This window comes from Burkholderia sp. BC1 (genome assembly GCF_052683555.1).
This window is the reverse complement of sequence record NZ_JBQYLP010000090.1, coordinates 1-17,299: the sequence shown is the minus strand read 5'-3', so window position 1 is coordinate 17,299 and position 17,299 is coordinate 1. Positions and strand designations below refer to the sequence as shown.

The 17,299-nt window shown below is 66.7% G+C and carries 17 protein-coding genes and 1 pseudogene; 11 read left to right on the top strand and 7 right to left on the bottom strand.

The features are described from left to right. Positions 1-40: 40 nt before the first annotated feature. The 3 genes from ACSHSS_RS27310 to ACSHSS_RS27300 form a co-directional block, all read right to left on the bottom strand. The gene (locus tag ACSHSS_RS27310) at positions 41-1,192 is read right to left on the bottom strand and encodes a branched-chain amino acid ABC transporter substrate-binding protein (protein WP_006416439.1); all 1,152 of its coding nucleotides are present in this window, start codon (positions 1,190-1,192) and stop codon (positions 41-43) included. Between the two features lie 396 nt (positions 1,193-1,588). Continuing rightward, positions 1,589-1,780, bottom strand: coding sequence for a CsbD family protein (locus ACSHSS_RS27305; protein ID WP_006397776.1), 192 nt, complete (start codon positions 1,778-1,780; stop codon positions 1,589-1,591). Between the two features lie 192 nt (positions 1,781-1,972). Next, on the bottom strand, positions 1,973-3,505 hold the full coding sequence (locus tag ACSHSS_RS27300; protein WP_006397775.1) for a helix-turn-helix transcriptional regulator: 1,533 nt from the start codon (positions 3,503-3,505) through the stop codon (positions 1,973-1,975). 595 nt (positions 3,506-4,100) lie between these two features. Here ACSHSS_RS27300 and ACSHSS_RS27295 point away from each other — a divergent pair. The 4 genes from ACSHSS_RS27295 to ACSHSS_RS27280 are packed head-to-tail and all read left to right on the top strand — an operon-like array spanning position 4,101 to position 5,070. After that, entirely contained in the window at positions 4,101-4,262 is a 162-nt protein-coding gene (locus ACSHSS_RS27295; protein ID WP_006404440.1) for a hypothetical protein, read from the top strand. 58 nt (positions 4,263-4,320) lie between these two features. Next, a complete protein-coding gene (locus ACSHSS_RS27290) occupies positions 4,321-4,668 on the top strand; it encodes a BON domain-containing protein (RefSeq protein WP_261532436.1) in 348 nt (115 codons plus the stop codon). A gap of 56 nt (positions 4,669-4,724) precedes the next feature. Beyond that, positions 4,725-4,922 (top strand): CsbD family protein, encoded by a 198-nt coding sequence (locus ACSHSS_RS27285; RefSeq protein WP_006397770.1) that lies wholly within the window; start codon positions 4,725-4,727, stop codon positions 4,920-4,922. Positions 4,923-4,929: 7 nt separating this feature from the next. Further along, positions 4,930-5,070 carry a hypothetical protein gene (locus ACSHSS_RS27280; RefSeq protein WP_162836800.1) on the top strand — a complete coding sequence of 47 codons (141 nt, stop codon included), beginning with the start codon at positions 4,930-4,932 and terminating at the stop codon, positions 5,068-5,070. 79 nt (positions 5,071-5,149) lie between these two features. Here the strand turns inward: ACSHSS_RS27280 and ACSHSS_RS27275 are convergent, their stop codons facing one another. Then, positions 5,150-6,178: a DUF1338 domain-containing protein gene (locus tag ACSHSS_RS27275; protein ID WP_006397768.1), complete on the bottom strand. Its 1,029-nt coding sequence runs from the start codon at positions 6,176-6,178 to the stop codon at positions 5,150-5,152. A gap of 220 nt (positions 6,179-6,398) precedes the next feature. On the opposite strand from ACSHSS_RS27275, the gene ACSHSS_RS27270 reads away from it, so the two are divergent. From ACSHSS_RS27270 to ACSHSS_RS27255, 4 genes are all read left to right on the top strand, one after another. After that, a complete protein-coding gene (locus ACSHSS_RS27270; RefSeq protein WP_006397767.1) occupies positions 6,399-7,352 on the top strand; it encodes a LysR family transcriptional regulator in 954 nt (317 codons plus the stop codon). 478 nt (positions 7,353-7,830) lie between these two features. Beyond that, positions 7,831-9,459 (top strand): NADP-dependent glyceraldehyde-3-phosphate dehydrogenase, encoded by a 1,629-nt coding sequence (locus ACSHSS_RS27265; protein WP_006397766.1) that lies wholly within the window; start codon positions 7,831-7,833, stop codon positions 9,457-9,459. Between the two features lie 519 nt (positions 9,460-9,978). Continuing rightward, the gene (locus ACSHSS_RS27260) at positions 9,979-10,299 is read left to right on the top strand and encodes a hypothetical protein (RefSeq protein ID WP_006397763.1); all 321 of its coding nucleotides are present in this window, start codon (positions 9,979-9,981) and stop codon (positions 10,297-10,299) included. A gap of 103 nt (positions 10,300-10,402) precedes the next feature. Then, positions 10,403-10,723, top strand: a complete 321-nt coding sequence (locus ACSHSS_RS27255) for a DUF1330 domain-containing protein (protein WP_006414918.1) — start codon at positions 10,403-10,405, stop codon at positions 10,721-10,723. A 67-nt stretch (positions 10,724-10,790) separates the two neighbouring features. On the opposite strand, the gene ACSHSS_RS27250 is transcribed toward ACSHSS_RS27255, so the two are convergent. Beyond that, positions 10,791-11,624: an NAD-dependent epimerase/dehydratase family protein gene (locus ACSHSS_RS27250; protein WP_043279037.1), complete on the bottom strand. Its 834-nt coding sequence runs from the start codon at positions 11,622-11,624 to the stop codon at positions 10,791-10,793. An 88-nt stretch (positions 11,625-11,712) separates the two neighbouring features. Between ACSHSS_RS27250 and ACSHSS_RS27245 the strand changes: the two are divergent. Further along, positions 11,713-12,817, top strand: a pseudogene (locus ACSHSS_RS27245) (LacI family DNA-binding transcriptional regulator). A gap of 49 nt (positions 12,818-12,866) precedes the next feature. On the opposite strand, the gene ACSHSS_RS27240 reads toward ACSHSS_RS27245, so the two are convergent. Next, complete coding sequence (locus ACSHSS_RS27240; RefSeq protein ID WP_012217659.1) at positions 12,867-14,156, bottom strand: MFS transporter; 1,290 nt, start codon at positions 14,154-14,156, stop codon at positions 12,867-12,869. A 326-nt stretch (positions 14,157-14,482) separates the two neighbouring features. Here ACSHSS_RS27240 and ACSHSS_RS27235 point away from each other — a divergent pair, with 326 nt between their 5' ends. Together ACSHSS_RS27235 and ACSHSS_RS27230 are read left to right on the top strand one after the other, a co-directional pair. Beyond that, positions 14,483-15,964 carry a DNA-3-methyladenine glycosylase 2 family protein gene (locus ACSHSS_RS27235; protein WP_261532435.1) on the top strand — a complete coding sequence of 494 codons (1,482 nt, stop codon included), beginning with the start codon at positions 14,483-14,485 and terminating at the stop codon, positions 15,962-15,964. After that, positions 15,961-16,494: a methylated-DNA--[protein]-cysteine S-methyltransferase gene (locus ACSHSS_RS27230; protein ID WP_261532434.1), complete on the top strand. Its 534-nt coding sequence runs from the start codon at positions 15,961-15,963 to the stop codon at positions 16,492-16,494. The genes ACSHSS_RS27235 and ACSHSS_RS27230 overlap by 4 nt, the downstream gene beginning before the upstream one ends. Before the next feature lie 39 nt (positions 16,495-16,533). Here the strand turns inward: ACSHSS_RS27230 and ACSHSS_RS27225 are convergent, their stop codons facing one another. Then, positions 16,534-17,031: an Lrp/AsnC family transcriptional regulator gene (locus ACSHSS_RS27225; protein ID WP_261532433.1), complete on the bottom strand. Its 498-nt coding sequence runs from the start codon at positions 17,029-17,031 to the stop codon at positions 16,534-16,536. Between the last annotated feature and the right edge of the window lie 268 nt (positions 17,032-17,299).

The following is a 17,299-nucleotide window of genomic DNA, read 5'->3' as shown; positions in this document are numbered from 1 at the left end:
GACGATTCGCTCCATAAGGCTTGACTTGGTAGACGGTTACTCAGTCCGCCGACTTCGTCGTGACGGGCTGCCACGCGGCGTTCTTCACTTCATACAGCGTCGAGCTCGGATTCTTGAGGTCGCCCGTCTCGGTGAACGCGATCGTGCCGGTGATGCCGTCGTACTGCGTGCGCTTGAGCGCCGCGTTGAAATCGGCCGGCTTCGTCGAGTTCGCCTTCTGCATCGCGTTGATCGCGATCCACGTCGCGTCGTATGCGAACGGCGCATACGCGAGCATGTCGACGCCGTACTTCTGCTTGAATTTCGTCTCGAACAGCTTGCCCTTCGCGAGTCGCGACAGCGGCTGTCCGTACTCCCACACGGCCGCGCCTTCCGCCGCACTGCCGGCAAGCTTGATGAAGTTCGCGTTCATCACGCCGCCGCCCGCCAGGAACTGCGCGCGAATGCCGAGCTGGCGCATCCGCTTCACCAGCATGGCGGACTGCGCGTCCAGTCCGCCGAAAAACACCAGATCGGCGTTCACGCTCTTGATCTTCGTGAGCTGCGCGCTGAAGTCGACGGCCTTGTCGTTCGTGAATTCGCGCGCGACGATCGTGCCGCCGTTCGCCTTCACGGCCTTCTCGAACTCGTCGGCCTCGCCCTGACCGAACGCGGTGCGATCGTCGATGATCGCGATGCGCTTGGCCTTCGTGATGCTCGCCGCATACGCGCCCGCGTTGCCGGCGTTCTGCGTGTCGGTCGCGATCACGCGATAGACGGTGCCGAGGCCCGCGCGCGTGATGTCCGGATTCGTCGCCGACGGCGTGATCATCGGAATGCCGGCCTTTGCGTAGATCTTCGACGCGGGCAGCGTCGTGCCCGAGTTGAAGTGGCCGATCACGACCGCGACCTGTCCGTCCGCGAGCTGCTGTGCGGCCTGTACGCCGATCCGCGGATCGCTCTGGTCGTCCTGCGACGCAATCACGAACTTCACCGGCTTGCCGCCGATCGTCGTGCGCGCGGCGTTCGCTTCGTCGACGGCCATCCGCACGCCGTTCTCGATGTCCTTGCCGTACGCGGCACCGCCGCCCGTCAGCGGCACGGCCACGCCGACCTTGACGATCGCTTCCTGCGCATGGGCCGCGCCCGTCGGGAGCGCGAGGTTCGCAACGGTCAGCGCGGCGGCGGAAAGCAGGCGGAGGCGGAACGTCATCGGGGCAGTCCTCTTGTTCTGAGCGTCGAAATGCGACGCGCGGCTGCGCGTCGGCGCGCCTCCCGCGCGTCGACCGAGCGGTCTGCGGTCCGGTCTCCGGGAACCTTTCACCGCGAGGGAGGTGAAAGGATTGTGGGTAGCCAATACCCGAGCGGCAAACGAAATATCGGAACTATGTTGTGCGTAATCGTCATCAACTCATGATGACGCGACCGGCGCCGCGGCACGCGGCGGCTGACCGCCGGCGAATCGACGAAATGCCCGCCGCGCGCCGGCGTCGGGCTGTCCAGCGATGCCAAATCGCGCCGGTCATGCGGACGCGGCATCAAGCACGCCGCGCCCCTGCGCGCACGAGCGTGGGGCCCGCGCGGCGGCGCCGGGGCTCATGCCTGCGCGTCAGTCGCGTTCGCGATTCGTGCGCGAGCGCAGCGCATCGGCCGCTTCGCCGGCCTGCTCCTGCATGCGGCCGGCCTTCTGCTCGGCCACACCTTCCGCTTCGGTCTCGCGGTCGCCGGTCACCTTGCCGAGCGCTTCCTTGACCGAACCGCGAATCTGCTTGCGCCTGCCTTCGATGCGATTTCTGTCCATCGTCGTCTCCCGTGATGTTCGACCTAGAGCCGACGGGCGCGGCACGCCGGCGCCGCGCCGTCGAACGGACAGGATCGCAAACGCCGGCCGCCTGCGTCAGATGCGGATGCACCAGCGCGTCTGGTGCATCCGCACCCGACCGTGGTGCCGCGCACGGGGCGCCGCGCACCCGGCACCGCGCGGCGCGGTCGCTCAGTCGTCGTCGCGCTTCGCGCCCTTGTCGCCGCGCGCGCCGTTCATGTCGACGGAACCGACGATCCCGCGCTCGCGCGCCCAGACGATCGCTTCGCCGCGGCTATGCACGTCGAGCTTCGCGTAGATCGTCGCGACGTGATTGCGCACCGTGTTCGGCGCGAGCCCGAGACGGCCCGCGATTTCCTTGTCCGCGAGGCCGTGACACAACAGATCGAACACGTCGCGCTCGCGCGCGGTCAGGTCCGACAATTGAGCGCCGGCGTCCGGCGCATTCGCGCGGCGCACGTTCGCGAGCTTCTCGATCAGCGTGCGGCTGAACCACGACGCGTCCTGCATCGCCGTCTCGATCGCGTAGACGAGCTCCATTTCCGTGCGCTTGCGATCGCTGATGTCGAGCAGCGCGATCAGCAGGCAGTCCTGTCCGTGGATCGCGACCGAATCGGCGGAAACCACGCAATCGCGCACGTCGCCGTCGCGCGTGCGGATCTGCACGTCCGCGTTGCGCACGATGCCGTCCTTCGCGAGCTGCGCGTCGATACGCTGCCGCGCGCCGCGCTCGGCCCACAGACCGATTTCGTCCGCGGACTTGCCGAGCAGTTCGTCCTGCGGATGGCCCGTCATCGCGACGAACGCATCGTTCACGTCGAGCAGCTCGAAGCGGTCCGCGGTGACGATCGCGGTCGCGACCGGCGCCATCCGGAATGCGGTCGCGAAACGCTCCTCGCTCTGCCGCAACGCGCGCTCCGCGAGCTTGCGCGGCTCCAGATCCATGAACGTAAACAGCATGCACGCTTCGCCGTTCATGTCGATCGGCTGGCCCGCGACGACGACCGCGTTCGGCGTGCCGTCCGCGCGCTTGAGCACGGCCTCCATCTGCGGAATCGTCGCGCCTTCGGTCAAGCGCTCGATCGCGAGTTCGCGCCGCTCGGCCTGCTCGAGCACGTCGACTTCGTAGACGGAGCGCCCGAGCACGTCGTCGCGCGTGTGGCCCGTCATGTCGAGAAAGCCCTGATTCACCTTCACGTAACGCAGATCCTCGAGCCGGCAGATCACGGCCGGCGCCGGGTTCGCGTTGAACGTGCGCTCGAAGCGCTCCTCCGCGCTCGCCCACTCGGTCGCGTCGTGCAGCACGAGCGCGAGGCAGTCGGGCTCGCCCGCCGCATTCGTCAGCACGAGGCTGCGGATCCGGTGCACCCAGGTAACGTTGTCGTCGGCGGCCGATTCGACTTCGACCGTCACGTCGCTGAACTCCTCGCCGGCGATCACGCGGTCCATCGGATAGTGGCCGTCGCGCACCGGATGATTGTTCCGGTAGCGCAGCCGGAAACGCTCGCGATACTCGGTGACGTTGTCCCCGAGCGCCTTCAGCTCGGTCACGCCGTGCATCGCGAGGGCGGCCTCGTTCGCCCAGACGATGCGTTGATCGGGTTCGATCAGAATCACGCCCTCGGTAAGGCCCGCGATGATCTGATGCAGCTGGCGTCTGTCGGTATGCGACTTCAGCGCCTGTTCGTTCACTTGCTCGTTCATCGAATGGTTATCCCGTCGTCAGCCTGGCCATCGGCCGGCGCCTGTTGCCGCACGCGCAGGCCGGCGCATGCGGCGGCGTTCGCGTGCAGCGCAGCCTGCGCGATACACGCGTGTCTGTTCACGCCGATGACGGCCCGCGCGGCGACCGCGCAGCCGCCGGCCGCAGCGACGATGCGCTGCGCCTCTTTCCGCTCACTCGTCGCCACGCATGAAATTTGCGAAACAGGAGGAACGCGTCTTGCGACTGCATTGCCGCGTCGTTTGTCGCGGCCGTCGCTACACGGGCGGTGCGCGCCGTCTGCGCCGGCATCGGTCGATGCAGACGCGCGTACGCGAGCCCGTCATCGGCATGAACAGGCGTAGCCGCAATAGTAACCGCGCGCGCGGCGCACGGACCGTGCGGCAGTCCGCCGTTCGGCGCGCCGACGCACGGATCGGCCGCGCGCGACGCATCGGGGCCAGGCACTTTTCCCGTGCAAACGCACTAGTGGATCAGGTGAATTTGCGCGATGCCGGGCCGTTCGCGCATCGGTACGCTGGAGTTGCATCGGCGCTCACGCGCTGCCACCCGACATTCAAGGAGAGGAGTACGACGATGAAGCTGCATCAGACACCCGATCCGACGCCGCAGGAACCGCCGGACCATCCGCCCGAGCCGGCGCCGGGCACCGATCCGCCGGTGCCGCTGCCGCCCGACATTCCGCGGCCCGACATGCCGCCGCGCGAGCCCGGCTACGACACGCCGATCGCGCAATGACGCGTTGCGCGTCACGCTGCCGTCACGTTTTTTTCACGTCAACCAAGGGAGAACATCAATGAACAAGCCCCAACACCTTTCGACGCTGCTCGCCGCCAGCGCGGCCTTTCTGCTCGGCGCTGCGCCGCTGAGCAATGCGTACGCACACGCTTCGGCCACGGGCGACACGAAGGCCGAGTCGAATCAGCCCGTCACCGATACGTGGATCACGACGAAGGTGAAGAGCGAACTCGCGACGACCGATGGCGTGAAGAGCATGGATATCGACGTCAAGACGGTCGACGGCGTCGTCACGCTGACCGGCGTGCTGCCGACCAAGATCGCGGTGAAGAAGGCGATTGCCGTCACGCGTTCGATCAAGGGCGTCAAGCACGTCGATGCATCCGGCCTGAAGGCGAAGGCCTGACCTCCGCGCGGCGAGCGGCCGCGCCATTTTTCCGCCACGACACCAAGGAGCACACGATGAACGAAGACAAGATCAAGGGTCAATGGAAGCAGCTCACCGGCAAGCTGAAGGCAAAGTGGGGCAAGCTGACCGATGACGATCTCGCGGTCGCCGAAGGCAATCGCGACTATCTGGTCGGCAAGATCCAGGAGCGTTACGGGATCGCGCGCGACGAAGCCGAACGCCAGCTGACCGATTTCGACCGCGAGCTGTAATCGCGCGTTGAAACAAACCGGCCGCGGCGCCGTGGGCGCCGCGGTCATTCGTCAGGAGGACGAGATGGGCAAATACCTGATCGCGTGGCTGCTCGGCGTGCCGGCCGGACTGCTGGTGCTGTTCTACCTGTTCACGCACCTGTTCTGACGACGCGGCCGCGTATGCGATAGCGTCGTTTCCGCCGCCGACGCGGCCACTCGCGCGCCACGCGGCGCGCGTTTCCCGTTTACCGCGACGCGTTCGCCGTCATCTTGAAGATGCCCTGCGCGTTGCCCGCATCGAAGCGCAGGTCGGTGACCCAGCGGCGCTGCGCCTGGTCGAACGTACGCCGGCGCGTGATGAATTCGTAGAAGGAACCCGGCACGTTGCGCTTGACGATGCCGCCGTCGCGCGTGCGGAACTCGCGCTCGACGATGTCGGCGCGGTACGCGGTCTGGAACACGCGGCCCGAGCGCGAGCGCTCGACTTCCGGCTTCATCGGCCGGCCCTTCGCCTTTTCTTCGTCCGACAGCGCGAACACGTCGACGACGCGATCGGTCGCATGATTGAACGCGTTGCCTTCCGTCGCGATCCACGCCATCTCGGCGGATTCGAGCAGCAGCGTCTCGTAGTCGAGTTCGCTCGGCACGTCGTGCTGGCGCGCGAACGCGCCGACGATCGCCGGCAGCAGTTCATGCGCGGCATCGAGCGGCAGCCAGCCCTCGCGCTCGACCTCCCACAGCAGCGCGACGGCGGCCGGCGACAGCGGATCGCGCGACGAACCGATCACGTTCGTCACCGCCTGCTGAAACTCCTTCGAGAAGCGCTCCGGATGCAGTTCGCTGACGAAGAACTGCGCGATCTCGTCGGGCGCGTCCTCGTGCGCATACGCGCGCCCCGTCATCCCGAGCTTGTCGAGCGGATAGCGGCCGTTCAGCCGGAAGCCGAGCGGACGCAGAATGCGCGTGAACGCCGCTTCGCCGGGCGGCAGCGCGCCGTTGTGCGGCCAGCGCACCGTGCGCAGCGCGCCGTGATCGAAATACACGGAGCCGCCCTTTTCGACCGTTTCCGCCGTGTACGCGCGGCCGTTCGGCGAACGCTCGAGCAGCCCTTCGAACAGCGCCATGTTCATCGCCTGCGCGATTTCCGCGCGCGTGACGACGCCGGTTTCCCATTCGTCGAAGATGGACGGCATGTTGAGGGTCGCGAACAGCGCGTCGGTTTTCGCCTGTCCCAGCAGCTTCGTCAGCAGGCTGTCGATATTCGGATTGCGCATCAGGATCTCTCGTGTCGGATCGGCCGGCGCGGCGCAGCCGGCAAAACGGGGCGGCCCGGCAGCCGCGCGGGCGCCGGGCCTTGCGTGGGATGCATTATTCAAAGGGTTGCAGCGGCGCGTAAAGCGAGATTAAATTGACACGTGATGAGTTTTTGGAATTATTCGCGGGCCGCCGCCCTGCCGTTCGGGGCGCCTCCGTCGATCAGACGAATCGAGCATCATGCGCAAATTCAAGATCCCGAACATGGGCGCGCTCGTGGCCTTCGAAGCGGCCGCGCGTCATGAAAGCTTCACGCACGCGGCCAAGGAACTGTTCCTGACCGAAAGCGCCGTCTCGCGGCAGATCGCGACGCTCGAATCGAGCCTTGGCGTGCGGCTGTTCGCACGCGTGAAGCAGCGCGTCGTGCTCACGCGAGCGGGCAAGCTCTACGGCACGCAGGTGCGGCGCGCGCTCGAGGCGCTCGACCGCGACACGCTATCGATCATCGCGCACGGCAGCGGCGGCGGGTATCTGGAACTCGCCGTGCTGCCGACGTTCGCGTCGCACTGGCTGATTCCGCGCATCAAGAGCTTCTACGATCGCACGCCGGACGTGCGCGTCAACATGGGCAGCCGCACCGACCTGTTCTCGTTCGAGGACACCCATTTCGAAGCGGCGATCCACTACGGAAAGCCGACCTGGCCGGGGACGTCGTCCGACTATCTGTTCGGCGAGGAAGTCGTGCCGATCTGCTCGCCGGCGCTGCTCGACGGGCCCGTCACGCGCGTCGACGACCTGCTCGCGTATCCGCTGCTGCACTCGACGACGCGCCCCGGCGCGTGGGCACAGTGGTTCGAGGCACACGGCGTCGAGGACATCCGCACGATGCAGGGCGTGCGCTACGAACTGCATACGATGCTGATCAGCGCGGCGGCGGCAGGCCTCGGCGTCGCGCTCGTGCCGAAGTTCTTCGTCGAAGGACAGTTGCAGCAGCTCGGGCTCGTCGTGCCCTGCGACGCCGCGACCGTGGGCGACTCGGCCTACTACCTCGTGTATCCGACGGAGTTCAGTCACAGCAAGCCGCTGGAGTTGTTTCGTGCGTGGCTGCTCGAACAGGCGAGCGCTTACGCGGCGCCGCGGCACGAAGCCGTGACGGTGGAGACCGATGCGGAGGATGACGAGGATGTCGAGTAACGGCGCGATGCGTGGGCATCCGGACAAGCCGACGCGCCCCTGGTCCGGCGCGCGCCGGGCCGGGTAACCCCGACCCGGCGCTCCGGGCAGCCGACCTCGCTTCGGCAGCGCGGCGGCACTTTCGTCGTTCACTGCGTCTTTTCTCTCAGGTTCCGTGCATTTTTTACTTGGCCGCGCGGCGCCATTATCGCCCCAAACCGGGCAATGTCAAACGTTTGCGCGTCGCAAAAACGCGTTATTCCCGGCATGACGACACAGTCTTACATTTTTCTTTCGCGGGATGCGAATTCGCGCGGCGCGGCTTGCATTCGATGTGACGTTCCTTTTTAATGGAACTGGTTCCATTCCGCGTTTCGGCCGAGGTTTCGCGTGACGCGCCACGCTGCGCGCGTCATCATGCCGATTCAGGATCGAGGATCGTTCAGCTCAGGATTCCGCATCGCCCGTCCTTCCCGGACACCCGTCAAACGAGACCGTCATGCCCGATTCCGCTTCCCTGCAGCAGTTGTTTCCCGCCCTCGACCAGATTCCGGCCGAATTCCGGCTGAGTGCGCCGATCCACCAGCGCGTGTCGCTCGTCGACGGCGAGCTGCGGCCGTGGGACGGCGCGACCAAAACCGTGCTGTCGCCGGTATGCGCGCGGCAGCCGGACGGCAGCGTCGAGCAGGTCGAGATCGGCAGCTATCCGGTGATGGGCGAAGCGGAAAGCGACGCGGCGCTCGACGCCGCCGTGCGCGCGTATGACGCCGGCCGCGGCGAATGGCCGACGATGAAGGTCGAGCAGCGCATCGCGTGCATGCAGGACTTCATCAAGCGGATGGTCGCGCAGCGCGAGCTCGTCGTGAACCTGATCATGTGGGAAATCGGCAAGAGCCTCGCCGACTCGCAGAAGGAATTCGATCGCACCGTCACGTACATGACGCAGACGATCGAGGCGCTGAAGGAGCTCGACAACGCGAACTCGCGCTTCGTGATCGCCGAAGGCACGATCGGCCAGATCCGTCGCACGCCGCTCGGCGTCGTGCTCTGCATGGGGCCGTACAACTATCCGCTGAACGAAACGTTCGCGACGCTGATTCCCGCGCTGCTGATGGGCAATACCGTCGTGTTCAAGCCGCCGCAGTACGGCACGCTGCTGTTCGAGCCGCTGCTCGAAGCGTTCCGCGACGCGTTTCCGAAGGGTGTGATCAACACGATCTACGCACCGGGCGCGGTGGTCGTGCCGCACATGCTCGCGTCGGGCAAGATCAACGTGCTGGCGCTGATCGGTTCGAGCAAGGTCGCCGACCATCTGAAGAAACAGCATCCGAAATCGCATCGCCTGCGCGCGATCCTCGGCCTCGACGCGAAGAACGCGGCGATCGTGCTGCCCGACGCCGATCTCGACCTGACCGTCAAGGAATGCCTGCTCGGCGCGCTGTCGTTCAACGGGCAGCGCTGTACCGCGCTGAAGATGCTGCTCGTGCACCGCTCGATCGTCGACGAATTCCTCAAGCGCTTCACCGCCGCGCTCGAGCAGCTGAAGATCGGCATGCCGTGGGAGAAAGGCGTATCGATCACGCCGCTGCCCGGCATGCATCGCACCGCTTACATGACCGACGCGATCGACGATGCGAAGGCGAAGGGCGCGCAGGTCGTCAACGAATCGGGCGGCGTGTTCTGCAAGACGCTGTTCTATCCGGCGGTCGTCTATCCGGTGGCCGAAGGGATGAAGCTGTATCGCGAGGAGCAGTTCGGGCCGATCATTCCGGTCGCGCCCTTCGACGACGTCGAGACGGCGCTCGACTACGTGACGACGTCCGAGCACGGCCAGCAGGTCAGCATCTTCGGCTCCGACCCGGCGCAGATCGGCGCACTCGTCGATCCGCTCGTGAACCAGGTGTGCCGCGTGAACATCAACTGCCAGTGTCAGCGCGGCCCCGACGTGTTCCCGTTCGCCGGCCGCAAGGATTCGGCCGAAGGCACGCTGTCCGTGACCGACGCGCTGCGCGCGTTCTCGATTCGCTCGATGGTGGCCGCGAAGCAGACGGAGAGCAGCAAGCAGTTGCTCGATACGATCGTCTCCGATCACTACTCGAAGTTCATCAACACCGGTTTCATCTTCTGACTCTGGCGCGCGCGTCGTCTCGCGCCCATACGATCCGCTGTACGACGCGTGCAGCGGATTTTTTTCGTCCGACGGATTCGGCGACGCGCGGCGCCATTCGCTGCACACGCGCCGTCTCGCCGATGAAACATCGCTGCGTGTGCGCCGCAGCGTACGCGCGTCGATACGGCACCGGTTGCGCGTGCGTGCGTCCGTGCCGAAACGTCGCGTGCGTTTCGTGTCGACGTTACGTTACATGCGTGAAGCATTTCGCGATGTCGCACACGCGCACACGGCAAACAACACGCCTCGTCGCGCACGGCGTCGAACCCGCGTTTCGGCGCGCAGCCCGCGCCGGGCGGGCCGCGCAGCCCGATCGGACGCGGCCGGCGCGCGTCGCGCCGCCAGCGTATCGCGACGCTGGTACGGAATCTGCATCCTGCTGAAGGAAACACCGCGCCGCCGTGCGGTGCGATCCCGCGATCGCGCACCGCCGCCATGCGTCGCGTGCCGTCGATCCGAGCCAGCAACGAGGTCATCATGGATGCGCTGCCGAATTCCTCCGATACGTCGTTCCAGATCTTTCTCGCGAAACTGCTCGAACAGCCGCTGCCCGAGTGGACCGAGAAACAGCAGATGGAACTCGAGATGGCGCGCGCGCTGTCGACCGAGATGGTCCGTCTCGCGGAAAGCCTGCGCGGCAGCACCGATCTCGCACGCTGTCTCGTGCTGCTGCGCTATTCGAAGGTGCTCGATTTCATCCTGACGTCGCTCGCGGCACGCCGCGACATCCATCCGCAGACGCTGCGCACACTGTTCCGGCTCGCCAACCTGAAAGTCGACGACGCCTATCCGGTCTGAGCCGGACGCATTCTCATTACGTCGCAGGTAATCGACGCGCGATGCCGCGCGGCCGATCATCGCTCCATCGCCCACCAAACCGCATCATGCGAAGGAGCCCCTCATGACCGCCTATGCCATCGCTCACCTGCACGACGTCGAGATGTGCGACGACATCGTCGAATACCTGGAGCGCATCGACGACACGCTCGCGCCGTTCGGCGGCCGCTTCGCGATTCACGGCGCACGGCCCGACGTGCGCGAGGGCACGTGGCACGGCGACCTGATCGCCATCGCATTCGCGGACATGGAAACCGCGCGCGCGTGGTACGAGTCGGACGCGTATCGGCAGATCCAGCCGCTGCGCGCACGGCATGCAAGCGGGCCGCTGATCCTGATCGACGGCGTCGACGAGCATCACAAGGCGACCGACATTCTGCGCTGACGCGCTGCACCGATCACCGCGGCGGCGCAACGATCGCGCGCCGCGCGGCCGCTTCATCGGCGCAGCTTCACGCGCGCCGCTCCATCGGCTCGCCGACGACGAACGCGCCGCCCTGGAACCGCTGCGCCGGATCGTCGTAATCGGCCGTCGGCGCGGCGATCGGGAACAGCCCCGCGAACTGCTCGGAGCTGTCGCGCGGCCGGAAGCCGAGAAAGCCGGCCTTCGTGTTGTCCCACCACTTCACCGGGTTGTCGGACACGCCGTACACGATCGCGTGTCCGACGCGGTTCGTCAGCAGCGAGCAGCGCACGAGCTCGATGAAGTCGCGATAGCTGAGGAACGTGACGAGCATGCGCGGATTCTTCGGCTCCTCGAACGACGAACCGATCCGCAGGCACACCGTTTCGATTCCGAAGCGATCGAAGTAATAGCGCGACAGCGCCTCGCCGAAGCATTTCGTCACGCCGTACAGGCTGTCCGGGCGCTGCGGCGCATCGGCGTCGAGCACTTCGGTGACGGGATGGAAGCCGATCGCATGGTTCGAGCTCGCGAACACGATCCGCTTCACGCCGTGCCGGCGCGCGGCTTCGTAGATGTTGTACGTGCCCGTGATGTTCGCGCCGACCAGATCGTCGAATGGCGCATCCACCGAGATGCCGCCCAGATGCACGATCGCATCGACGCCCTCGACGAGGTGCATCACGGCCGGCCGGTCGGCCAGATCGACGACCTGCGTTTCTTCGTGTGCAGCGGCTTCGCCGAGCGACGCGATGTCGCTGACGCGCACGATGTCGGCCCATTCCGCGAGCGCGCCGCGCAGCTGACGGCCGAGGTTGCCGGCCGCGCCCGTCAGCAGCAGGCGCCGGAACGGTTTGCGCGTACCGGTGGTTGAGGCGTTCATCGAATCTCCTTGAATCGGTTGTTGCGGTTGAATCGTATTGAATTGGAAAACGTTTTCCAACTATACGCGCGACAAATTCGGCACGTCAATGGCGAGTGCGGCGCGGCGGCATCCGCATTTTCCCGAGCCGGCGCGGCGTGCCTTGCACGGACTTTTTCTGCCACAATCCGGCGTTACCGAAAGAAAACGTTACCCTTCGAATGAAAAAAGTTTCCCCGACGATCCGGGACGTCGCCGCGGAAGCCGGCGTATCGGTCGCGACGGTGTCGAAGTATGTGAACGGCACGCAGCGCTTTTCGCCGAGCGTCGAGGCGCGGCTCAAGGAAGCGATCGAGCGGCTCGGCTATCGGTCGAACCCGCTCGCGCGCTCGATGATCACCGGCCGCACGCGCACCATCGGCCTCGTCATTCTCGACATCAGCAACCCGCACTTCACGAACGTCGTGAAAGGCGCGAACCGCGTCGCGCTGCAGCACGACTACACGCTGCTGCTCGTCGATACCGAGGAGAATCAGGCGCGCGAACGCTCGCTGATCGAGGCGCTCGCGCAGCGCGTCGACGGGCTGATCGTCAGCACGCGGATGCCCGACGAAGAAGCCGGCTGGATGCTCGATTTGCACAAGCCGCTCGTGCTGCTGCGGCGCAGCCCGGGCCTGCCGATTCCGAGCGTCGGCATCGACAACCGGCTGTCGACGTACATGCTCGCGCGCCATCTGCTGAACCTCGGGCACACGCGTATCGCCTATCTCGGCTTCGGGCCCGCGCGCGTGAACGACGAGCGGATCGAAGGCGCGCGCGACTGTCTCGCGGAAGCCGGCCTGACGCTCGACGTCTACGATGCGCACGCGCCGACCGCCGAAGCCGGCGAGCGCGCATGCTCGCGCGTGATGCTCGGGCCGCAGCGCCCGCAGGCCGTGATCTGCTACAACGACCTGATCGCGCTCGGCTTCATGAAGGAAGCGGCGTCGCTCGGTTTCCGGCTGCCGCAGGACGTCTCCGTCACCGGCGTCGACAACGTGCCGTACGGCGAATACGCGGCGCCCGCGCTGACCACCGTCGACATCCAGAGCGAGAACATGGGCGAACTCGCGATGACAAAGCTGATCGACGCGCTCGCGGGCCGCACCGACGCGAGCTACTCGACATTCGAGCCGCGGCTGATCGTGCGCGCATCCACGGCGCCGGCCGCGTGAAGCAGCGCGTGCGCCGCCCGTCGCGGCGCACACGCGCGAACGACTGCCGTCATGCATCGAGCTTCGCCGGCTTCATCTTCGGCGTCAGCGCATGCATGATCGCGAGCGCGAGCAGATACGCGAGCGCGCCGATCGCGAACAGCACCCAGTAGTGGCCCGTACGCTGCAGCACCTGCCCGATCACTTCGGAGAACAGCACGCCGCCGATCGAGCCGGCCATGCCGCCGATCCCGACCACCGATGCCACTGCGCGGCGCGGAAACAGATCGGACGCCGTCGTGAACAGGTTCGCCGACCAGCCCTGATGCGCGGCGGCGGCGAGACCGACGATCAGCACCGCCGCCCAGAGGTTCTGCACCTGCGACACGAATGCGATCGGCAGCACGCAGCATGCGCAGATCAGCATCGCCGTCTTGCGCGCGCGGTTCACGCTCCAGCCCGCACGCAGCAGCATCGACGAAATCCAGCCGCCGCCGATGCTACCGACCGTCGTCAGCGCGTAGATGCAGACGAGCGGCAGGCCGATGTGCTGCATGTCCATCCCGCGCGATTCGTTCAGCCACTTCGGCAGCCAGAACAGATAGAACCACCAGACCGGGTCGGTCAGGAACTTGCCGATCAGGAACGCCCACGTCTCGCGCTTGCGGATCAGTTCGCGCCAGCGCGGCGCACCGGCGTCGGCGTTCGCGGCGTCGAGCGCCTCGGCCTCGTCGCGCGGCTCGTCGTATTCGGCGGCGAGCGCGCGCGTATCGGCCGCGCGGTAGAACACGAGCCACACCGCGAGCCAGACGATGCCGATGGCGCCGACGATCACGAACGCCGCACGCCAGCCGTACGCGACCGCGATCGCCGGAATGATCGCCGGCGCGAACACCGCACCGATGTTCGCGCCCGAGTTGAAGATGCCGGTCGCGAGCGCGCGTTCGCGGCGCGGAAACCATTCGGCCGTCGTCTTGATCGCGGCCGGGAAGTTGCCGCCCTCGCCGATGCCGAGCAGCGCACGCACGAACGCGAAACCGGCCACTGAGCCGACCGCCGCGTGCAGCATCGCGGCAATGCTCCAGACCAGCATCGCGACCGCGTACGAGATGCGCGTGCCGAGCCAGTCGACGATGCGCCCGAACCCGAGCAGGCCGATCGCATAGAACGCCGAGAACGCCATCACGATCCGGCCGTACTGCACCTGCGTCCAGCCGATGTCGTGCTGCAGCATCGGTGCGAGCAGGCCGAGGATCTGCCGATCCATGTAGTTGATGACGGTCGCGAAGAACAGCAGCGCGCAGACGGTCCAGCGGTAGCGGCTGGCGGCGCGCACGACGCCGACGACGGCAGATTGCATGAATGTCTCCATGCGCGGTCGCGCCTGTCGCGCCGCACGGTATTTCGTGACCGGCGACAGGCGCCGGGGCGGGCGGCGGCGCATCGCTTGCACGGCGCGGCCGGTCGCCGATCGATGTTGGGAAAACGTTTTTCAAAGAATAGGGCGTCGGGCGGCGCGCTGTCAGTCGGGGATTTCGATGAGTCATCTCAATTTGCCGGTGCCGAAAAGAGACGACTGTTTCGCAGTGTGGCATTAACCGTTTTTCCAGCGGTTTTCCGGGGTGCGCGCGGCGTGCCCGGAGGACCGATACACATGCCCGATTTCAGCCAGAATCGACGAGGCGGATGGTTTACAGTCGTCGCATGCGCCTCGATCCCGACATCTGCTACGACGCCCTGCTGTCGCGAAACCGCCGCTTCGACGGCTGGTTCTTCGTCGGCGTGCGCACGACCGGCGTGTATTGCCGCCCCGTTTGTCCCGTGAAGCCGCCGAAAGCGCAGAACTGCCGCTACTTCCCGACCGCCGCGGCCGCCGAGAAGGCCGGCTTCCGGCCGTGCATGCGTTGCCGCCCCGAGCTCGCGCCGGGCCACGGCCTGCTCGACGTGTCGGGCAATCTCGCCAATGCGGCCGCGACGCTGATCGACGACGGTTTCCTGAACGGCGGCCGCTCCGTCCACGCACTCGCGCAGCGCGTCGGCGTGACCGAGCGCCATCTGCGCCGGATCTTCGCCGCGCAGTTCGGCGTATCGCCGGTCGAATTCGCGCAGACGCAGCGGCTCCTGATGGCGAAGCGATTGCTGACCGACACCGCGTTGCCCGTGGCCGTCGTCGCGTCGACGGCCGGGTTCGGCAGCGTGCGCCGCTTCAACGATCTGTTCCTGCAGCGCTATGGGCTGAACCCGCTGCGCTTGCGCAAAAGCGCTGCGGCGGGCGCGTCGGCCGGCGGCGACATGACATTTCCGCTGCCGTACCGCCCGCCGTTCGCGTGGCAGGAGCTGATGCGCTTTCTCGCGCAGCGGCAGATCGACGGTGTCGAATGGATCGACGCGCAACGCTATCTGCGCGCCGTCGACCTGCCGGCGCCGCGCGGTGCCGGCCGCGTGACGGGCTGGGTGTCCGTCTCGCACGTGCCGCACCGGTTCGCGCTCGCCGTCACCGTGTCGCCCGCGCTGACGCCGGTCGTGCCGACCGTGCTCGCGCGCGTGCGGCGGCTGTTCGATCTCGACAGCCGTCCCGACGTGATCGACGCGCATCTCGGCGAACTCGCCGACGGCTCGCCGGGCCTGCGCGTGCCGGGCGCGTTCGACGGCGTCGAGATCGCGATCCGCGCGATCGTCGGCGAACATCTCGCGACGACGCATGCGGATGCGGTGCTCGCGCGCCTCGCCGCGCATTTCGGCACACGCGTGGACGGCGCACCGCCGACACTCGCACACGCGATGCCTGCTGCGTCGACGCTCGCCGCGCTGCCACCGGCGGCGCTTCGGTCGATCGGCGTCGCGCGCGACGCGGCGGAAGCGATCGTTTCGCTCGCGCAGGCGGTCGCCGAAGGCACGCTCGCGCTCGAACCGATGGCGCCGCTCGACGCGACGCTCGCCGCGCTACGCGCGATGCCGGGCTTCGACGAGCGCGCGGTGCAGTACGTCGCGATGCGCGCAATGGCGTGGCCGAATGCGTTCCCTGCGGATGAGCGGTTGTTGTTTGCGACGCAGGCCGGCGACCGCCCGCCTGTCGCACCAACCTTGCCGCGCACGAGCCGTTGGGCGCCGTGGCGCGCGTATGCGGCGCTGCATGTGTGGCGCCTTCATGGAGATGCTTTGCGATGATGCCCGCTCATCTGATTCCGAGCCCGTTGGGCGACATCGCCGTGCGTATCGAGGACGATGCACTGACCGGGCTGTTCTTCGTCGGGCAGAAGTACTATCCGTCGCTCGCGATCGCGCCGGGCGCAGACGTGTACCGCACGTCGCCCATTGCGCGCACGGTCGCCGACGAGATAGCCGAATACTTCGCCGGCGCGCGCACGACGTTCTCGGTGCCGGTCCATCTGCGCGGTACCGCGTTTCAGCGAAGCGTGTGGAAAGAACTGCTCGCGATTCCGTTCGGCACGCTCGTGTCGTACGGCGAGCTGACCGCGCGCGTCGGACTACCGGCGAGCGCCGCGCGTGCCGTCGGTGGCGCGGTCGGACGCAACCCGGTGTCGATCATCGGGCCGTGCCATCGCGTCGTCGGTGCGTCGGGGAGCTTGACCGGGTATGCGGGCGGCATCGAGCGCAAGCGCGCGTTGCTGTCGCTTGAAGGTGCGGGGTTGGGGCATGGGGGGTGGTATTCCGGGCAGCAGGTGCTGGCTTTCTGATTGCTTCGGTCGCCGCTCGTCGCTCGCCGCGTATGTTCCCTACTCCCTGCCGCGCTTGCGCATCGCATGCCCGACGCGCGCATTGGTCTCGAATTTCGCGCGATGCGTCGAGAAGAACGTCCGCACATTGCGGACGTTCGACGCGCCCGTGAACAGCCGGCGCGCGAATTCATCGTATTCGGCGACGTCGGCCAGATCGGCGACCACGACGAAATCGGGCCCCGGCGACACGCGATAGCACTGCGTGACCGCCGGCTCCGCGCAGACGTACGCTTCGAAAGCGTCGTAGTCTTCGGCCGTCTGCCGGTCGAGGCTGATCTCGATGATTGCCGTGACGGCCGTGCCGATCGCGACCGGATCGAGCATCGCGACCTGCCGGCGGATCACGCCCGCTTCCGTCAAGCGGCGCACGCGGCGCATGCAGGTCGGCGGCGACGACAGCGCGCGTTCGGCGAGTTGCAGGTTCGACACCGACGCGTCGTCCTGCAGGATCGCGAGAATGCGCAGGTCGAGATCGTCGAGGGTGATGCCGGGCATCGGCGGCTCCTTGCTGGCTTCTACGTGAAATTTAATTTCAACATGATAGCGCATCGCCATGCCGTTTCATTTTTACGTATATTTTGAAATTTAATTCCACTAGGTCGCCCCTACCATCGCTGTCACGGATTCAGACACGACTTTTTGGGAGCGCGATATGTGTGGAATTGTCGGGGCGGTGGCCCAGCGGGACATCCTGCCGAACCTCGTCGACGGCCTAACAGGCTGCGGAAATACCCAACAGCCAAGTCCACGCCCCAGTGGCGTG